The sequence below is a fragment of the Paenibacillus sp. J5C2022 genome (assembly GCF_025567625.1).
Taxonomy (GTDB): domain Bacteria; phylum Bacillota; class Bacilli; order Paenibacillales; family Paenibacillaceae; genus Pristimantibacillus.
This window is the reverse complement of sequence record NZ_JAOQJC010000019.1, coordinates 58431-76436: the sequence shown is the minus strand read 5'-3', so window position 1 is coordinate 76436 and position 18006 is coordinate 58431. Positions and strand designations below refer to the sequence as shown.

The 18006-nt window shown below is 53.7% G+C and carries 15 protein-coding genes; 12 read left to right on the top strand and 3 right to left on the bottom strand.

Translation table 11 applies throughout. The annotated features are described in order from the left end of the window. Nucleotides 1–18: 18 nt before the first annotated feature. A complete protein-coding gene (gene pheT / locus M6D81_RS16560) occupies nt 19–2460 on the top strand; it encodes a phenylalanine--tRNA ligase subunit beta (RefSeq protein WP_262678027.1) in 2442 nt (813 codons plus the stop codon). 182 nt (nt 2461–2642) lie between these two features. Further along, nucleotides 2643–5669 carry a cell division protein ZapA gene (zapA, locus tag M6D81_RS16555; RefSeq protein ID WP_262678026.1) on the top strand — a complete coding sequence of 1009 codons (3027 nt, stop codon included), beginning with the start codon at nt 2643–2645 and terminating at the stop codon, nt 5667–5669. Nucleotides 5670–5981: 312 nt separating this feature from the next. Here zapA and M6D81_RS16550 read toward each other — a convergent pair whose 3' ends face one another. The 3 genes from M6D81_RS16550 to M6D81_RS16540 form a co-directional block, all read right to left on the bottom strand. Further along, a complete protein-coding gene (locus M6D81_RS16550; protein ID WP_262678025.1) occupies nt 5982–6191 on the bottom strand; it encodes a hypothetical protein in 210 nt (69 codons plus the stop codon). Nucleotides 6192–6523: 332 nt separating this feature from the next. Continuing rightward, complete coding sequence (locus M6D81_RS16545) at nt 6524–6928, bottom strand: cupredoxin domain-containing protein (protein ID WP_262678024.1); 405 nt, start codon at nt 6926–6928, stop codon at nt 6524–6526. Nucleotides 6929–7460: 532 nt separating this feature from the next. Further along, nucleotides 7461–7820: a phage holin family protein gene (locus tag M6D81_RS16540; RefSeq protein ID WP_262678023.1), complete on the bottom strand. Its 360-nt coding sequence runs from the start codon at nt 7818–7820 to the stop codon at nt 7461–7463. A gap of 198 nt (nt 7821–8018) precedes the next feature. On the opposite strand from M6D81_RS16540, the gene M6D81_RS16535 reads away from it, so the two are divergent. The 10 genes from M6D81_RS16535 (at nt 8019) to M6D81_RS16490 (ending at nt 17975) form a co-directional block, all read left to right on the top strand. Further along, a complete protein-coding gene (locus M6D81_RS16535) occupies nt 8019–10382 on the top strand; it encodes an endonuclease MutS2 (protein ID WP_262678022.1) in 2364 nt (787 codons plus the stop codon). A 28-nt stretch (nt 10383–10410) separates the two neighbouring features. After that, nucleotides 10411–10833: a DUF350 domain-containing protein gene (locus M6D81_RS16530; RefSeq protein WP_262678021.1), complete on the top strand. Its 423-nt coding sequence runs from the start codon at nt 10411–10413 to the stop codon at nt 10831–10833. Between the two features lie 149 nt (nt 10834–10982). Continuing rightward, the gene (locus tag M6D81_RS16525) at nt 10983–11477 is read left to right on the top strand and encodes a hypothetical protein (protein WP_262678020.1); all 495 of its coding nucleotides are present in this window, start codon (nt 10983–10985) and stop codon (nt 11475–11477) included. Between the two features lie 91 nt (nt 11478–11568). Beyond that, nucleotides 11569–12774 carry an MFS transporter gene (locus tag M6D81_RS16520; protein WP_262678019.1) on the top strand — a complete coding sequence of 402 codons (1206 nt, stop codon included), beginning with the start codon at nt 11569–11571 and terminating at the stop codon, nt 12772–12774. Between the two features lie 76 nt (nt 12775–12850). Continuing rightward, on the top strand, nt 12851–13939 hold the full coding sequence (locus tag M6D81_RS16515; protein ID WP_262678018.1) for a GerAB/ArcD/ProY family transporter: 1089 nt from the start codon (nt 12851–12853) through the stop codon (nt 13937–13939). Continuing rightward, nucleotides 13936–15408, top strand: a complete 1473-nt coding sequence (locus M6D81_RS16510; RefSeq protein WP_262678017.1) for a spore germination protein — start codon at nt 13936–13938, stop codon at nt 15406–15408. The genes M6D81_RS16515 and M6D81_RS16510 overlap by 4 nt, the downstream gene beginning before the upstream one ends. An 8-nt stretch (nt 15409–15416) precedes the next feature. Further along, complete coding sequence (locus M6D81_RS16505; RefSeq protein WP_262678016.1) at nt 15417–16574, top strand: Ger(x)C family spore germination protein; 1158 nt, start codon at nt 15417–15419, stop codon at nt 16572–16574. A 65-nt stretch (nt 16575–16639) separates the two neighbouring features. After that, complete coding sequence (locus M6D81_RS16500) at nt 16640–16858, top strand: hypothetical protein (RefSeq protein ID WP_262678015.1); 219 nt, start codon at nt 16640–16642, stop codon at nt 16856–16858. A gap of 37 nt (nt 16859–16895) precedes the next feature. Then, a complete protein-coding gene (locus M6D81_RS16495) occupies nt 16896–17297 on the top strand; it encodes a spore coat protein (protein ID WP_262678014.1) in 402 nt (133 codons plus the stop codon). Between the two features lie 186 nt (nt 17298–17483). After that, entirely contained in the window at nt 17484–17975 is a 492-nt protein-coding gene (locus M6D81_RS16490; protein WP_262678013.1) for an Lrp/AsnC family transcriptional regulator, read from the top strand. The last annotated feature ends 31 nt before the right edge of the window (nt 17976–18006 follow it).

Sequence of the window (18006 nt, the reverse complement as noted above, 5' to 3'; positions counted from 1 at the left end):
GAGAAGGGAAGAGATGAGATGAAGGTATCCTATTCATGGTTGAATGAATATATCGATTTGAACGGACTGCCGGCGGAGGAGCTGGCAGAGCGCATGACGCGCGGCGGCATCGAGATTGATGTCGTGGAGAAGCTCAATAAGGGCGTAACAGGCGTGGTTGTAGGATTGGTGAAAGAGAAGGAGAAGCATCCTGACGCGGACAAATTGAATGTCTGTAAAGTGGACGTGGGCGGAGAAGAGCTGCTGCAAATCGTCTGCGGCGCCAAAAACGTGGATGCCGGCCAGCTCGTTCCCGTTGCTGTCGTCGGCGCCAAGCTGCCCGGCGATTTCAAGATCAAGCGCGCCAAGCTTCGTGGCGTGGAATCGCAAGGCATGATCTGTTCCGCGAAGGAGCTGGGCATGAACGACAAGCTGCTGTCGAAGGAGCAGCAGGAAGGCATTCTCGTTCTGCCGGAAGCGACGCCGATCGGTACGCCGATTGAGGCGGTGCTGGGGCTGAACGATGAAGTGCTGGAGCTGGATCTGACGCCGAACCGTTCCGATTGCCTTAGCATGATCGGGACTGCATATGAAGTAGCCGCATTAACGGGACGCGAAGTCAAGTTACCCGAGACGTATGTGTACGACGCTGCTGAGCGTACAGCCGACCATGTCTCCGTCACCGTTCTGGCGACAGAGCAGTGCTCGCACTACTCCGCACGTTATATTAAAAATGTGAAGATCGGCCCGTCGCCGCAATGGCTGCGCAACCGCCTGATGGCGGCAAGTATCCGGCCAATCAACAATGTGGTAGACGTTACGAACTACGTGATGCTGGAATACGGACAGCCGCTGCATGCCTTCGATGCGGATCGCATTCCTGGCGGACGAATTGTCGTACGTCTTGCCCGAGAAGGCGAGACGCTGGTGACGCTGGACGATCAAGAGCGCAAGCTTGAGCCGCATATGCTCGTCATTGCCGATGACTCCGCGCCGATCGGGCTTGCGGGCGTGATGGGCGGTGCAAGCACGGAGGTGACCGATGCGACGGTCAATATTTTGCTGGAGTCGGCCAAATTCGATGGCGGCACGATTCGCAAAACATCGCGCCAGTTGGGACTTCGTTCGGAGTCCAGCATGCGCTTCGAGAAGGAAGTAGATCCTGCCAGAGTCATCCCTGCTCTGAACCGCGCCGCGGCGTTAATCGCCGAGCTGGCTGACGGCCTTGTGACAGACGGCATTGCGGAAGCGGCTGTTCCTCAAGCGCAGGCTGCTCCTATCGCTTTGTCGATGGCGAAATTGAATGCCTATCTCGGTACTGACTTGTCCAGCCTGGAGGTGCGGACGATTCTGGGCCGTCTGCAATTTCCGTACGAGCTGTCCGTCGACGACGTCTTCCAGGTGCAGGCGCCGACAAGACGCAGCGATATTACGCGGGATGTGGATGTGATCGAGGAGATCGCCCGTCTCTACGGCTACGATAATATTCCGACGACACCTATTCTGGGAGAGGTTATTCCCGGTGCTCTGACGAAATCGCAAAGCATTCGCCGCGAGATCCGCAAGCGGTTGACCAGTGCGGGCATGAACGAAGTCATCAACTATTCATTCACAAGCCCGGCTAGAGCGTCATTGTTCCCGGCGTTGTGCGAAAATACAGTGCCCGTGCGGCTGGCAATGCCGATGAGCGAGGAGCGGAGCGTGCTGCGAACGACGTTAATCGCCGGTCTGCTCGATACGGCAACGTATAACCGCAATCGCAAGAACGAATCGCTTGCACTGTTCGAAATCGGCAGCGTGTATCATACGGATGAAGAGACGATTACCCGCCAGCCTGACGAACGGAGCCGCTTCGCAGCCATGCTGACGGGGGACAAGGGAAGCAAGCAATGGAACAGCAAGCCTGAGGCTTATGATTTCTTTGACGCCAAGGGCATATTGGAAACGGTGTTCCATGTGCTGGGAATGACGACTGACGTCTCCTACGAAGCAGCGGCGCCGGAAGGCTTCCATCCGGGCAGAACGGCAGCCGTTATGCTAAATACGGATAATGGAAAACCATGCATTGGCTACGTAGGCCAGCTGCATCCGGAGCTGCAGCTTGGATTCGATCTGGCGGACACGTATTTGCTGGAGCTTGATCTGGAGCATGTGTTCGAGATGGCAGATAGAGAGATTGTCTATAAGCTGCTGCCGCGTTATCCATCCATGCAGCGTGATATTGCCGTAGTCGTTGACGAAGCGGTGCCGGCTGCAAGCTTGACCGATGCCGCTAGTCAAGCGGCGGGAGATCTGCTGGAATCCGTATCTGTATTTGATGTGTATACGGGAGATCGTCTTGGCGCAGGCAAGAAGAGCGTTGCGATATCGCTCGTCTACCGTCATGAGGAACGCACTTTGACCGATGAAGAGGTAACGGAACGGCACGGGAAGATTGTGCAAATATTGGAACAATCTTTTGGAGCGGAATTGCGTAAATAAGCAGGAAACCTCCTAAGCCGCATCGAATAAGTTCCTAGTGAACGCCGATGCGGCTTTTTCTGCATCAAAAATTGACGATTATTGCCTGCTGACAGGCGCATATTGATGACGCATATAACCGGCATGCCGCGATGAGATGCGGGCTAGGGCGTTCTCGGCTTGAAGATTGGGGGGAACAGCGAATGGAAGCTGATCAAGTTGTTGTAACTGTTGATATATATGGCATTCAGTATAAGATTAAAGGTCATTCCAATGCGGACTACATGAAGAAAGTGGCGACGTCGATCGACGAAAGCATGCGAAAGCTGGCCAAGAGCTATCCTATGCTGGATACGCAAAAGCTGGCAGTGCTGTCTGCTGTTCAAATAACGGAAGAAGTGTTCAGGCTAAGACGCGATAATGCACAGCTGCAAGAAGAGGAAGCCCGAATGCATGCTCTGGAAGATCAATTGGAGAAAGAAAAAATCCGTATCGAGCAGATGCAGGCAAATGCAAGCCGAGTAGAACAGCAAGCAAAGGATAAACAGGCAGAGCTGGTGAAGGCGGCAGAGCAGGAGCTTGCCAAGGTGAAGTCCGATCTGGAGGAGCAGCTGAAGCAGCAAAGAGAGAAGGCGACAGCAGAGCTGCAGGCTCGCGACGCAAAGCTGAAGGAGCAGGAGCAGGAGAAAAACCAGGCGATTGAAAGATTGACCCAGAAGCTTACGATGGAGAAAAAGACGGAGCTTGTCGGTCTGAAAGGAAAGCTGGAGACTGAGCTTGCGAAGCAGGCGAACGAGAAAGATCGGATCATTGCCCAGCTTGCCGAGGAGAAGGAGAAAGCACTTGCGAGTATCGCCGATGAACGCCGGCAGCAGCAGGAAGAGTATGCGAAAGCGACCGAATCGGAGAAGTCGCGGGTTCATGAAGAGTGGCAGCAGAAATGGGAGCAAAGAGAGCATGAGTGGGAACAAGCGGCCGAGGAGAAGCGGTTAGCGGCCGATCAGGAAGCGCAACTAATGGAAGAGCTCCAAAAGGAGGAACTGCTGAAGAAGGAAGCCGGCTTCAAGGAGGATCTGGAGCGCAGACGAAGCAATTGGCTGCAGGAACGAGACAAACTGCAGGAGAACGTGGCGCGGCTTGAGCGGGAGAAGTCGGAATTGCAAGCAGCTATTGAAAAGAATACGGCGGATTACAGCGCGCTTGAATCCGATTATGCTGCGGCAGTACGGGAGAAGGAGCAATGCAAGGACCGGATTGTTGAGCTGGAGGGAGAGCTTGCCGGATTGCGTACGAAGCTGACGCAGCTGGAAGAAGCGCACACAGCCGAAAAGTCGACATTGGAGCATCGGATTGCGCTTGCCGATGAGCAGCTGGTAACGGCGATGGAGCAGGAAGAGTCGCTTAGAGGCACGATTGCACAATTGGAGCAGGAACGGGAAGAGCAACAGGAGCAGCTTCGTTCTGCGAAGGATGATATGGAGCAGCTTGCTGATACGGCAGAAAAGCATAGCAAGCGAATTGAGCAGCTTGTACATAAATGCAGCGAGTACGAGGAGTTGTATTTGCAGCTGCAAATCGATCATGAGGAGCTGGAAGGCCGGTCCGCAGCAGAGCTGAGCGAGCAACGCGCGGAGCTGGAGCGCGAGTCGGAGGCGAAGCTGGTCGAGCAGCGTGCGGAGCTGGAGCGCGAGTCGGAGGCGAAGCTGAGCGAGCAGCGCGCGGAGCTGGAGCGCGCGGCAGAGGCGAAGCAGAGCGAGCAGCGCGCGGAGCTGAAGCGCGAGTCGGAGGCGAAGCTGGACGAGCAGCGCGCGGAACTGGAGCGCGAGTCGGAGGCGAAGCTGGACGATCAGCGCGCGGAGCTGGAGCGCGAGTCGGAGGCGAAGCTGAGCGATCAGCGCGCGGAGCTGGAGCGCGAGTCGGAGGCGAAGCTGGACGATCAGCGCGCGGAGCTGGAGCGCGAGTCGGAGGCGAAGCTGGACGATCAGCGCGCGGAGCTGGAGCGCGAAGCGGCAGCGAAGCTTGGCGAGCAGCGCGCGGAGCTGGAGCGCGAGTCGGAGGCGAAGCTGAGCGAGCAGCGCGCGGAGCTGGAGCGCGAGTCGGCAGCGAAGCTTGGCGAGCAGCGCGCGGAGCTGGAGCGCGAGTCGGAGGCGAAGCTGGACGATCAGCGCGCGGAGCTGGAGCGCGAGTCGGAGGCGAAGCTGAGCGAGCAGAGAGCGGAGCTGGAGCGCGAGTCGGAGGCAAAGCTGAGCGAGCAGAGAGCGGAGCTGGAGCGCGAGTCGGCGGCGAAGCTGGACGAGCAGCGTGCGGAGCTGGAGCGCGAAGCGGCAGCGAAGCTTGGCGAGCAGCGCGCGGAGCTGGAGCGCGAGTCGGAGGCGAAGCTGGACGATCAGCGCGCGGAGCTGGAGCGCGCGTCGGAGGCGAAGCTTGGCGAGCAGCGCGCGGAGCTGGAGCGCGAAGCGGCAGCGAAGTTTGGCGAGCAGCGCGCGGAGCTGAAGCGCGAAGCCCAGGTGGAACTGGACGCGCAGCTTGAAGAGCTTTTGGCTACTGCAGAGGCCGAGCTGGCTGAGCAGCGCAAGCAATGGCAAGCGGCACTTGAGGGGAAGCAGCATCAGCTCGCACATGATCATGATCAGGAAATCGCAGAGTTTAAGGCGACGATTGAAAAGCTGAAAGACCAATTGCAGGACGGTCTCCACCAGCACTCGGAAGAGTTGGCTGACTATAAGAAGAAACTGTTCAAGCTGGAGGCGATGGAGCAGGATTGGCAGAAGCAACTGGTCGAGCGTCAAGAGAAGGAAGAGGAATTAATCGGTCAGCTGGAATTGACGGCTGCCCGCGAGCGGCTGGCATCGGGTCAACTGTCTTCCATGATGGAACGTGAAGAACAGCTGGCCAAGGAGTTAGAGGAACAGAAGAGCTTAGCTCAAGAGGCGGAAGAAGAAGCGAGACGATTGAAGCAAGCGGAGCTCGCCATGACAGCGCAGGAGGATGAATTGCGCGAACGATTGGAGCTGGCGATGCAAGAAGCGGCATCCGCTACCGATCTTGAACAAAGCTGGCAGGAGAAGTTGGATGAACTCCAGCATGAACAGCTCGATGCGGCCCGGCAGAAGGGTCGTGTCGAGCAAGAGCTTGCCGAGCTGTTGGAAGAGCATCGCAAGCTGAAGACGGAGTATTCAAAACTTCAGACAGAGTTCAACGAGTGGATCGAGCTGATTGAGCAAAGTTAAGCAACTGTATCTCGAGATCATATTGAAATTAGAATGGGATGGATTAGGGGGTGTCCTGAATGTCGGTAATCGACGACAAGGGACACCCCCTAAATGGATTTTGTACCGGTATTTCATCTACATACTGGAGTTGTGACCAAAAGGCCATTGTTGTTTTCGTACAAAGCAGGTGCGAAAGGGTAATCAACTGGAGCACTTGTACGATTATTCATACAAACCACTCGCTCCAGCCGCTCGATCCACCACTTTTGTATGTTTTTTCATACAAACCCCCCGCTCCAGCCGCTCGATCCACCACTTTTGTACGAATTTTCATACAAACCACTCGCTCCAGCCGCTCGATCCACCACTTTTGTACGAATTTTCATACAAACCACTCGCTCCGCCGCTCGATCCACCACTTTTGTATGTTTTTTCATACAAACCACCCGCTCCGCCGCTCGATCCACCACTTTTGTACGATTTTTCATACAAACCACTCGCTCCAGCCGCTCGATCCACCACTTTTGTACGATTTTTCATACAAACCACTCGCCTCAGATGCTCGCCCCAACACTTTTGTACGATTATTCATACAAAACAGGTGGGAAAAGGTAGTTAACAGGAGCGCCTGTACGATTATTCATACAAAGCAGGTGGGAAAAGGTAGTCAACCGGATCACTTGTACGATCTTTCTGTACATTTTCGTTCAATGCTGGATAGAGGTGGATGTATTAAACAAATCAAGGCGCTGAGGGGAAAGTAGCTTCTACTTTCTCTACAGCGCCTTGCAGGTTATGTCGCTTCTTTCTTTAACCTTGGGCAACATTGGTTGGATAAGTTAGGCAAGTCAGACAAGACAACGGTAATGGCGCTATTCCACTATGAGCTTCGCCCGCATTTTTGCGTGGCCAACGCCGCACGAGACGGAGCAAACGATGTTGTATGTGCCAGGTTCGTCAATTTTGACAGCGACAGTTTCGTCCATGCCTATGTTCTTATAATCCGTTTTCATAATGGTCATGCCATGTACGCCATCAATAGACTTGAATGTCAAATCGATTTTTTCGCCGGCTTTAATTTTGTACTCCTCTTTATCGAATTCCCAGTTAGATGCCGTAATCGTCAGACCTGAACCGGAGCTGGCCGGAGCGGAATTCTCTTCGCCACTTCCTTCTGCTGTACCGCCAGCAGGCTTATTGCCGCCAGAGTTGGCACCGCACGCAGCAACTACAAGCGCAATGCTCAAAATTGAAATAAATACGACCCATTTCTTCATTATAGAGATTCTCCTTCCTGTCAATAAATAGCTATAAAGCTTCTATTCATAATCATTGTAGCGAAGAATATCACAGCTTTATACATGAGTTATGGCGACTATGTGACAACATCATGACAGTAAGTTGAAAAAAGAATGGCCCATGTCCGTTGGCGACGGAAGCATGGGCTGAAACGGTCGTTGATTGGAAAGGATGAAGGATCATAATCGGCATGAAGGCTTCTCAGATCCGTCACATTGCGATGGAGCAAACGCACATTGGCTGTAGCGATTCAGTAGCGCTGGTTGTAACGATTGACTGTAGCGATTCAGTAGCGCTGGTTGTAACGATTAGCTGTAGCGATTCAGTAGCGTTGGTTGTAACTATTGGCTGTAGCGATTCAGTAGCGCTGGTTGTAACGATTGGCTGTAGCGATTGTCTGTAAGGATGTCTGCACCTGCACCGATTGTAGTACCGATTGTAGCACCGATTGCAGTACCCATTGGTTGTAACTGATTGGCAGCAGCGATGCTCCCGATAAGTAACCTGTATCTAATCGTTGCGGCTTCTGCCCGCTTCATAAGGCGTGCTGACGGGAATGAACAGATCGATAATCCCGATGGCCAGCGCTGCCAGTATGGCGCCTAACCAGGACACACTTACGCCGCTGACGACGAACTGGGCTACCCAGATAACGGCTGCGCTCGCGAGGAAGCCCACGATGCCCCTTCCGAACGGAGTTACTTTTTTGCCGAATATGGCCTCAACGATCCAGCCAAGCACTGCGATGACCAGAGCGAGGAATAGTGCGCTCCAAAATCCGCCGACACTAAATTGAGGAACAATCCAGCCTACTACCATTAAAACCAATGCCGATACAATAAATCGGACAACATGTCCCAAGAACGTCATTATGGTATTCCTCCTTCAAATTTGGTGGACGTATATCCTTTTAATCGCTGTACGAAAGGAACTTTCATGCAGCGGTTCATGCGCTATTAGTGTGACCGTATTGACATAAATTATGCTTCGCCGACGCTTTAAACGATTTCCGCCCGTGCAACGGGTTCAGTCATCGGCTATAATATAATGGCGAGAGGAGTGTTAGGCTTGAACGGAAAAATACTGAAAACATTGGAATACAGCAAAATTATAGATAAATTAGTTCAGCATGCCGCCACATCGCTGGGCAAATCGGCTGCAATGGAGCTTAAGCCGGTAAGTGAGCTGGAGTCCGTAAAGGAAATGCTGCAGACTACCGATGAGGCCTATGCGGCGGACAGGCTGAAGGGAAGCGCTCCGTTCGGCGGAGTCGTGGATATACGCTCTGCGCTGCACCGCTCGAAGATCGGAGGCACACTGAATCCATCGGAGCTGCTGAGCATCGGCTCTACCTCCAGAGGCGGACGCCGCGTCAAAAAGCATATTGCGGCTATTCATGAAGGTCATCCCATCCCGCTGCTCCGAAGCCTTGCCGACAACATACAGGAGCACAAAGCGATAGAGGATCAAATATTCGCTTGTATCGGCGAAGAAGCGGAAGTGCTCGACAGCGCGAGCGTGGAGCTTGCTTCCATCAGGCGCGAGCTCCGCTCCGGCGAATCGCGCATCAGGGAGAAGCTGGAGGCGATGGTTCGTTCCTCTTCGGTGCAGAAGATGCTGCAAGATGCAATAGTGACCCTGCGGGGGGATCGCTTCGTCATTCCCGTGAAAGCGGAATACCGCTCCAACTTCGGCGGCATCGTACACGATCAGTCCGGCTCCGGAGCCACGCTGTTCATCGAGCCGGAAGCGATCGTAGCCATGAACAACAAGCTGCGCGAGCTGAAAGCATCCGAAATAAGGGAGATCGAGAAAATATTGCAGAAGCTTACGGCTGCGGTAGCGGAATACGCCGATGATCTGCTAATCAACTCCGACATTCTGGGGCAGCTCGACTTCACTTTCGCCAAGGCGAGACTTGCCCATGCGATGAAAGCTTCCCGCCCGCGAATGAACGACAGGGGCTTCATTAAGCTGAAGCGAGGCCGCCATCCGCTGATCGAGCAGGCCAAGGTCGTTCCGCTTGATGTGGAGCTGGGCAATTCCTACAGCAGCATTATTGTGACTGGCCCCAATACAGGCGGCAAGACGGTCTCACTGAAGACGATCGGGCTGCTGAGCTTGATGGCCATGTCGGGCCTGTTCGTACCTGCGGAGGAAGGCAGCCAGCTATGTGTATTCGATGCCATCTACGCCGATATCGGCGACGAACAGAGCATTGAGCAGAGCTTGAGTACGTTCTCCAGCCATCTGACGAACATTATATCCATTCTCGGGGAGATGACCTCGAAGAGCCTGGTGCTGCTTGACGAGCTTGGCGCCGGTACCGATCCGGCGGAAGGCTCCGCGCTGGCGATCGCCATTCTGGAGCATGTTCATGCCAGAGGCTGCCGAATCGTCGCCACGACGCATTACAGCGAACTGAAGGCATATGCGTATAACCGCAAGGGCGTCATTAACGCCAGCATGGAATTCGATGTAGCGACATTAAGTCCGACATACCGCCTGCTCGTAGGTGTGCCGGGACGAAGCAATGCATTCGCCATTGCAGAGCGGCTGGGACTCCACCGATCCATCATCGATCGGGCTGCCGGAGAGGTGAGTGAGGAGGATCAGCGGGTAGAGAGCATGATTGCCTCGCTGGAGGAGAATCGTCTGAGCGCCGAATCGGAGCGTCAGACGGCTGAAGCGCTGCGGCGCGAGACGGAGGAGCTGAGAGCGAAGCTCGAGGCCGAGCGCGAGCGGTTCCAGGAACAGAAGGACAAGCTGCTTGAGAAGTCGAAGGCAGAGGCGCGTCAGGTGCTTGTCAAGGCGAAGGCCGAAGCCGAGTCGATTATTGCCGATCTCAGGAAGCAGGCGCTGGAGGAAGGGGCATCCATCAAGGAGCACAAGCTAATTGAAGCCCGCCGCAAGCTGGAGGAAGCTGCTCCGAAGGAATCAGAACGGATGCGTGCCTCGTCACCCGCAGGCAAGCCGGAGAAGCTCGAAGCAGGCGATGAGGTGAAGGTGCACAGTCTGAATCAGAAGGGTTTTATCGCGGAGATGCATGGCTCGGAAGCAACCGTGCAGCTGGGCATTCTGAAGATGAAGGTTCCGCTTCAGGACTTGGAGCTTATTAAGGCGAAGCAGCCGGCCGCTCACGCCCCCGTCAAGAATGCCGCCAGCCTGAAGCGCACGCGAGGCGACGATGTGAAGATGGAGTTGGATTTGCGAGGCGAAAGTCTCGAGGAGGCGCTGATGGAGGTTGACCGGTTCCTGGACGAATCGTTCCTCGCCGGAATGGGGCAGGTGTACCTTATTCATGGCAAAGGAACAGGAGTTTTGCGCACGGGCATCCAGCAATATTTGCGAAAGCACAGCCATGTGAAGAGCTTCCGCAGCGGAAATTACGGGGAAGGCGGCATTGGGGTTACCGTCGCCGAGTTGAAATAGGATCAAGACAGAAAGAGGGGAATGAAGCATGGATACGGATATCGATATGCTGCTGACGAATCCTTACGCTGCTACTATAGTCTATGTGTCGGTTGCGGTGCTATCGCTGATTGTATTCCTTTCCTTATTTGAGCTTGTCACCAAGTATAAGTGCTGGGGAGAGATTAAGCAGGGCAATGTTTCCGTAGCGATGGCAACCGGAGGCAAAATATTCGGCATATGCAACATCTTTCGCTTCTCCATCGAAGCGAACGATTCCATCTACCAGTTTCTGATTTGGGGAGCATACGGCTTTATCATTTTGCTGATCGCATATTTCTTGTTCGAGTTCCTCACGCCCGTATTCCGGATTGATGAGGAGATTGCGAACGACAATCGTGCAGTGGGGTTCATTGCAATGATCATTTCCATTGCCTTGTCATATGTCATCGGAGCCAGCGTGATGATATAATGCCAAGATATAGCCGGGAGGAGCTAGTATGGAGTATTTGTGGAGAATATTGCTCGTAGTGGCGATACTGTTTTTCGCCTTCGGCGTCTTGTATATGGTATTTAACGGATAAAAGTTGACGGTATGCATAAGAAAGGAAGTCGTGAATAATGGAAGATCGGCAGTTATGTCCATGGTGTGCAACAGAAATCGTATGGGATGAGGAGATCGGGCCGGAATCGCATTGCCCGCATTGCGAGAACGAGCTGGGCGGCTACAGATCGGTTGAAGTGGGAATGGACGACCCAGCGGAACCAAGCGGAACGGATAACGAAGAAGGCTCCGATGAAAGGTGGCTGGAAGACGAAGAAGGCTATACCCGGACGAGCCGAAGCATGCTTGCCGCAGGCAGCGTCATGCAGCGCATCATCGATGAACAGGACGAAGCGCCGGAATGTCCGTCTTGCCGGGAATATATGCTGGAAGCGGGCATGCAGACGATTGGAGGGGACAACTTCCAGCCATTCGTGCCGGAAGCTACCGGGCAGCCGATATTGCCCAATCCTTTCCATGTGAAATGGTACATATGCCCAGCCTGCCATCATGCGTCCTCGCAGCTTGCGCTTGAGGAGCGGCTTCACATGCTGAAGAAGCTCGCGGATTAGAACAGGGGGATGGATGCTGCGTCTTCAGGGCATGTTACTTGACAAAACGTATTTCGCTTACCGCTGCAGCGGTCGATCAGGAGGTCGCGTTTTGGCAAGAATTCTGGAGAAACAAGCTGTTCTGCTGCTCATTGTACAAGCTTTATATGGGGTATCGAATGCCTTGTCCGGCACTTTTCTTCCGATATATTTATGGAAGGCAAGTCAGTCGTACTCGGTTATTGGCTGGTTCACGCTGGCGCAATGCGTCGTAGGCGGCTTGACGTTCTGGCTGGCGGGCAAGTGGGTGAAAGAATATAACAAGATGAATAGCCTGCGCGCTGGCATAGCGTTGTCAGGCTTATTCTATTGCGCGGTGCTGGTGCTGGGAGATGCGGCACGAAGCTGGATCGTCCCGCTCGGCATGTTGAGCGGATTGGCCGGGGGATTGTTTTGGCTTGCCTACAATGTTGTCTATTTCGAAATTACGGAGCCGGATACGCGCGACCGATTCAACGGCTGGGCGGGATTGCTGGGGGCGGCAGCCGGCATCGTCGCTCCCTGGACATCGGGTATTGTGATTACTTCGATGCAGGGGGTGAAGGGTTACCGAATCATCTTCAGCATATCGCTAGCCATATTCACTGTAAGTGTCGTACTCAGCTTCTTCCTGAAGAAGCGGCAAGCGAACGGAGCCTACAATTGGAAGCATGGCTGGCTGCAATTGAAGGAGAAGGGCAATCCCTGGCGGCGAATGCTGCCTGCCATTGCGGCGCAAGGCATCAGAGAGGGCGTATTTATGTTCCTCGTCGGTCTGACGGTATATACGGCGACCAAAGATGAGAGCAAGCTGGGCATGTATTCGCTCATCACTTCATTCGTCGCACTGATCAGCTTCTGGCTTGTCGGCAGATGGCTGAAGAAAGGCGGACGCAAGTGGGCGATGCTCGTCGGCGTCATTATGCTCGGAGTCGTTATACTCCCTTTATTCAACGGCGTTACCTATACGACGCTGCTTATTTTCGGTGTGGGCACTTCGCTGTTCATGCCCTTGTACATCATTCCGATGACGTCTCGCGTATTCGATCTAATCGGTCAGTCCCAGCAGAGCGCGACAGAGAGAGAGGAGTTCGTCGTGCTTCGGGAAGGCGGGCTGACGATTGGCCGATTGATAGGCCTCGCAGCGTACATGTTCGTTCTTCCATTCAATCATTCAGAAGCCGCAATCACCTGGCTGATGCTTGCTGTTGGCATATCGCCTATATTGGGCTGGTGGTTCATATCCCCGTTTCTTGCTTCGCAGAGAACGAAAGCATAACTCTTTTTTCCACCCTTTCATGAATCTGGTCATTCACTTCTGGGCAACCTTTAGGTTGTGAAGGAAGTGAATGACAATGACAATCAAGCCATTCGGCATATGGCCGTTGCTTGCCATCATCCTATTGTCCGGGGGACTGGTCAATCATGTGCTGATCGCCCCTTTCCTGCTGGAGGTTGCGCACCGGGATGCCTGGATTTCCGTTATTCTCGCGATGCTCATCATCTTGCCTTGGACGCTTCTGCCGCTTTACGGATTGCTGAATGAGCTTGACGGCGTGCGTATTGATCATTGGCTGAAGCAGCGGATGCATCCCTTCTTTGCTTATTTGCTCATCATCGGTTTTCTTGTATATTTGCTGTTTATGGGAACAGAGACGTTAACCGTCACCTCCTCCTGGACATCAACGACCTATTTGCCAAGAACCCCGATATCTATCGTTATTGCCGCTTTTCTGAGCATATGCCTGTATGCAGTAATGCTGGGCTTGCGGACGATCGCATACATTAGCTGCATCCTCGTTCCCGGCGTCGTCATACTCGGCGATTTCGTCATGTCAACCAATTTGCCCCACAAGGATTATCGCTACTTGCTCCCTGTTCTGGAGCACGGGTACGCTCCTGTCTGGCAGGCATGTCTTGTCACGATCTCCGCCTTCAGCGAGCTGTTCATCCTGCTGTTCGTACAGCATCATATGAGGGGGAGGCTGCGCCGGAAGCATCTCGTCTTGCTGGTATTTATGCTCGCCTTGTTAACGATCGGTCCGTTGACGGGCGCGATATCGCAATTCGGTCCTGAAGAAGCCGGGAAAATGAGATATCCCGCGTTCTCGCAATGGAGGCTGGTTACGATCGGACGATACTTCGAGCATGTCGATTTCTTCGCTATATTCCAGTGGCTATCGGGAGCGCTTGTCCGGGTATCTCTCTTGCTGTACGTCGTCTTGGAGTACTCTCCGGTGAGGCGGATGAAGCGTCCATGGGCGGGTGCAATCATTGCAGGGACGGTACTGGGACTGTCCGCCTACTATTGGGCCGGCAATATGATTCCTTACAAGCAGTGGATGAAGGAGATGTTCCTGTATATCGGTCCGGTCGTGATCGTGTTGACGATCGTATTGTCGGGCATCGGCATGATCAACAAGGGCAAGGAGGGGACGGCATGAACGGAACGGAGCTGGATAATGAGAAAGCGGCTAAGGAGAAGAGGGACGAAAAGCCGGTTACGCTGGAAGCGTTCCGCCAGAAGCTTCTCTATTCGCAGGATGTGTTCCAGCGGAAGCTCGTGCTGGGATGCCGGCATGAGTTGGAAGTGAATCTGTTCTATTGCAACGGCTTAATAGACAACAATATGTTTCATATGGGGTTAATGCCCCGGTTGGAGAGCTGGTCCCGGCAATCGCCCGACGTCGAGGAAGAGAGCCAGTCGGTATCCCATCCCAGTGAATGGTTCATCGAGCTGGACCGTTACAATGCATCCCACCTGTACGCCAGGTTGTTCGCCGGCAGCGTCATACTCGTATTCTCGGACCGGGAAGGGTTCTTCGAGCACAATATTGCCCATCAGCCGGGAAGGAATCCGGAAGAGTCGACGATGGAGCTCTCGTTGAAGGGACCAAGGGACGGCTTCGTGGAAAGCTTGACGATCAATATTGCGCTTGTGCGAATGCGGCTTCGCACCCCCAATTTATATGTCGAAAATTTCAAGATCGGAACGGAGTCCAATACGGAGGTAGCCCTGCTGTATATGGCGAATGGCGCCAGCAGCAGTACGATCGATGAAGCGAGACGCAGATTGGAAGCGATTGATATATCCGTTCTGCACGGTGCGGGAGAATTGGAGGAGAGGCTGGCGGACCGCTCTTATGCACTCTTCCCGCTCATCGATTACATTGGAAGGCCGGACTATGTCGTCCATGCGCTGATGAAGGGGAGATTCGCCATCTTGGTGGACGGGTCTCCGGCAGCGCTGATCGGTCCGGGCAATATGATGCTGCTGATCAAATCGCCTGAGGATGCGCATCTGCCCTTCTACTATGTGTCTATTGAGCGTCTGCTGCGGGTAGTGGGGCTGATGTTCAGCATATTTCTCCCTGGCTTCTGGATCGCGCTGTCATCATTCAATACCGATCAGGTGCCGTTCACGCTGCTGGCTACGATCACGATATCGCGCATCGGCTTGCCGTTATCCGCCACGATGGAGATGTTCCTAATGCTGCTGCTATTCGAGTTGTTCCGGGAAGCAGGGGTACGATTGCCGCGGCCGGTGGGGCAGACCGTCTCTGTCGTTGGAGGCCTCATTATCGGCGATGCAGCCATTCGTGCAGGCGCGACCTCGCCCACGATGCTGGTAGCCGCAGCGGTGACGGCTGTCTCGACATTCACATTGGTGAATCAGTCGCTGGCGGGGGCGGTCAGTCTGTTCCGGCTGCTTGTGCTCATATGCGCGTCTGTACTGGGCATGTACGGTTTCTTCATCGGCATGCTCGGCATGTTCCTGTACCTGTGTTCTCTGGAGTCGTTCGGCCACCCCTATATGGAGCCTGTAGCGCCGATCCGATTCAAAGATGTGCTTGGCGCATTTCTGCAGAAGCCATGGAAGCTGCGCTCCAGCGGCAAGCGTACTGCGGGATGAGGGGCTATATGAATGCACGCAGAGCTTGGCACAGAGCCGTTGGCTTGCTCATTGTCTCCCTGCTTCTCTTCTTGCCGTTGACGGGCTGCTGGGATGAGGTGGACTTGCAGGATGTCAGCTATATATCCGCTGTCGGAATCGATTATGTGGACGGGCAGTACATATTGTATGCCCAAATTATTAACTTCTCGGCAGTGGCCAAAACGCAAACCCCTCACAATGAGCCGCAGAAAGTGTGGATGGGACAGGGACGGGGCGAATCCATGTTCAAGGCGTATTACAACTTGGGCAAAGGCGCTTATACGCTGCAGAATCTGGAGCATTTGAAAGTAATCGTCGTACACGAACGGGCATTGTCCAAACTAAGCGAGGTACTGGACGGATTGAACCGGCAGCGCGCATCCCGATATACGGCCAAGGTGTACGGAACGCAGGAAGCGATGGACGACGTATTCAACGCGGACACTTTCTTCGATTCCTCGCCGCTTAACAGCATCATGTACTTGCCGGGTCCGCATGAGAAGCAATATACGTACGTCAGCTCGACCTCCATGCAAAGCGCGGTACAAATGCTTAACGAGAGGGCATATACCACACTTATTCCGGTCTTACAGGTGACGGATCAGTATTGGAAATACGGGAGGGACGAGATGAACACTCAGCTTATTAGCGGCGTGTTCGCATTCGAAGGCTTGCAATATCAAGGGTATGTTGCGGAACCGCAATCCGGAGGCCTGCGCTGGCTGTCTCCCAACTACAGCAAAGTCATGTTCGAAGTGCAATCCGGGAACAGGAAGGCTACGCTCTCAATCCCGAAGGCCGAATACAAGCTGCACTGGGAGAAAGGGAACGCTAACTCCCCGTTCCGGCTCGAGCTGTCGCTGCGCGGCCATGTGGTGGAGATGGACGGCATGCTCGACAAGCAGGAATTAATCGCAAGTCTGGAAGCGAAGGTGAGGGAGGAAATTGAGCGCACTTATAAGGAAGGCTTGAGCCGAGGAATGGATCTGTTCAACTTGGAGCATCATCTGTACCGCTACCATAACCGGTATTGGCAAGGGCATGTCCGAAACAGGAATTGGCGGCCGAAGGATGACGAGCTGCAGGTCGACGTGAAGTTTCGCTTGAACAATTCCGGACTATTTGATTTACAAGGCGATACATAACATTTTTGAAATGGATCATAATACTATATGTTCCAGTGATTAGAATTCAGAAGGAGGATGTAGCCATGCAGCCAATGACAGCCAAAGAGTTGGAGTACATTGTGGATTCCATGTCCAATGAGGATCTGCTGATGAAGCAATGCGCAGCAGTCGCCTCTATTTCCACACATCCCGCGATCCGCAACTGCTGCTCCAGCATGATCAACATGCATCAGCAGCACTACGATTCGCTCATGCATGCCTTAACGCATCATCAGGGAATCGCGCCTACTCAGCCCCAATAATTGACGGCAGAATCAGCTATTAAATGGAGGGAACATCATGCAACAACAGCAATTGCAATCGATATTGACCGAAGAGGATCTTGCATCCGCCGTGCTTAACGATTTGAAACGGGTCGTAAGGGAATATGCGACAGCCGCAACGGAATCCACTTGTCCGGATATTCGCCAGCTGTTCACGACACTGCTGAACAATACGCTGGCGGTGCAGGGCCAGATGTTCCAGGCGATGCAGCAAAGCAACATGTATAATACGGCTTCACCAGCGCTTCGTCAGGAGCTGAACAAGCAGGCGACACAATATCGGCAGTCGCAGCAAAAAACGATGAATCAGCTGCAAAAGGCGGGGGCGGGTCAATCCCAAACGATGTATACGCCGATGCAGCAAGGCGGCGCACAGCAGCAAAATATGCAGCAGAACAATCCACCCTATTATATGTAGCTTGTTCAAGGGCTGTACCCAAGGCGTAACATGGCCTTGGGTACAGCCCTTTTTGCATGCGTGCGACGATTGGCTGCCGATCTGCGCGGGCATTCACAATTTCTTTTTGCAGGAAGCAGCATTTCATTGTAAAATATTCTTTATTACTTATTTTACTTATAAATGGCTGCAGGAAGGAGTTTTGTGATGAGCGAACTACAGTTGAAGGTGCTTGAGCTGCTGAAAGAGGATGCCCGCAGGGCACCGGAGTTGATTGCGACGATGCTTGACGTCACGGAGGAGGAAGTGAAGGAAGCGATCGCCGCATTGGAGCAGGATCATGTCATCGTGAAATACGCCACTGTTGTCAACTGGAGCAAGGTGGACAACGATAAGGTTACCGCTCTGATCGAGGTGCAGATTACACCTGAGCGCGGCCGCGGATTTGAAGGCATTGCTGAACGCATTTATTTATATCCCGAGGTAAAGTCCGTATACCTGATGAGCGGCGCTTACGATCTGCTTGTGGAAGTAGAAGGCAAGAGCCTTCGACAGGTGGCCAACTTCGTCTCCGACAAGCTGTCGCCGATCGATGCGGTGCTTTCGACGAAAACGTTCTTTATATTGAAAAAATACAAACAGGACGGCATCATCTTCGAAGAGGATGAGGGTGACCATCGCTTGATGGTTTCGCCATAAGGGGGGCATAAATGATGGTGAACGAGGGACT

Bases quoted from the DNA above. Each gene is read 5' to 3' on its own strand.
- M6D81_RS16530 (WP_262678021.1), top strand. From the start codon at position 10,411: ATGGATACGGATATCGATATGCTGCTGACGAATCCTTACGCTGCTACT.
- M6D81_RS16540 (WP_262678023.1), bottom strand. From the start codon at position 7,820: ATGACGTTCTTGGGACATGTTGTCCGATTTATTGTATCGGCATTGGTT.
- M6D81_RS16515 (WP_262678018.1), top strand. From the start codon at position 12,851: ATGACAATCAAGCCATTCGGCATATGGCCGTTGCTTGCCATCATCCTA.
- M6D81_RS16490 (WP_262678013.1), top strand. From the start codon at position 17,484: ATGAGCGAACTACAGTTGAAGGTGCTTGAGCTGCTGAAAGAGGATGCC.
- M6D81_RS16550 (WP_262678025.1), bottom strand. From the start codon at position 6,191: ATGAAAAATCGTACAAAAGTGGTGGATCGAGCGGCTGGAGCGAGTGGT.
- M6D81_RS16495 (WP_262678014.1), top strand. From the start codon at position 16,896: ATGCAACAACAGCAATTGCAATCGATATTGACCGAAGAGGATCTTGCA.
- M6D81_RS16500 (WP_262678015.1), top strand. From the start codon at position 16,640: ATGCAGCCAATGACAGCCAAAGAGTTGGAGTACATTGTGGATTCCATG.
- M6D81_RS16525 (WP_262678020.1), top strand. From the start codon at position 10,983: ATGGAAGATCGGCAGTTATGTCCATGGTGTGCAACAGAAATCGTATGG.
- zapA (WP_262678026.1), top strand. From the start codon at position 2,643: ATGGAAGCTGATCAAGTTGTTGTAACTGTTGATATATATGGCATTCAG.
- M6D81_RS16510 (WP_262678017.1), top strand. From the start codon at position 13,936: ATGAACGGAACGGAGCTGGATAATGAGAAAGCGGCTAAGGAGAAGAGG.
- M6D81_RS16545 (WP_262678024.1), bottom strand. From the start codon at position 6,928: ATGAAGAAATGGGTCGTATTTATTTCAATTTTGAGCATTGCGCTTGTA.
- M6D81_RS16505 (WP_262678016.1), top strand. From the start codon at position 15,417: ATGAATGCACGCAGAGCTTGGCACAGAGCCGTTGGCTTGCTCATTGTC.
- pheT (WP_262678027.1), top strand. From the start codon at position 19: ATGAAGGTATCCTATTCATGGTTGAATGAATATATCGATTTGAACGGA.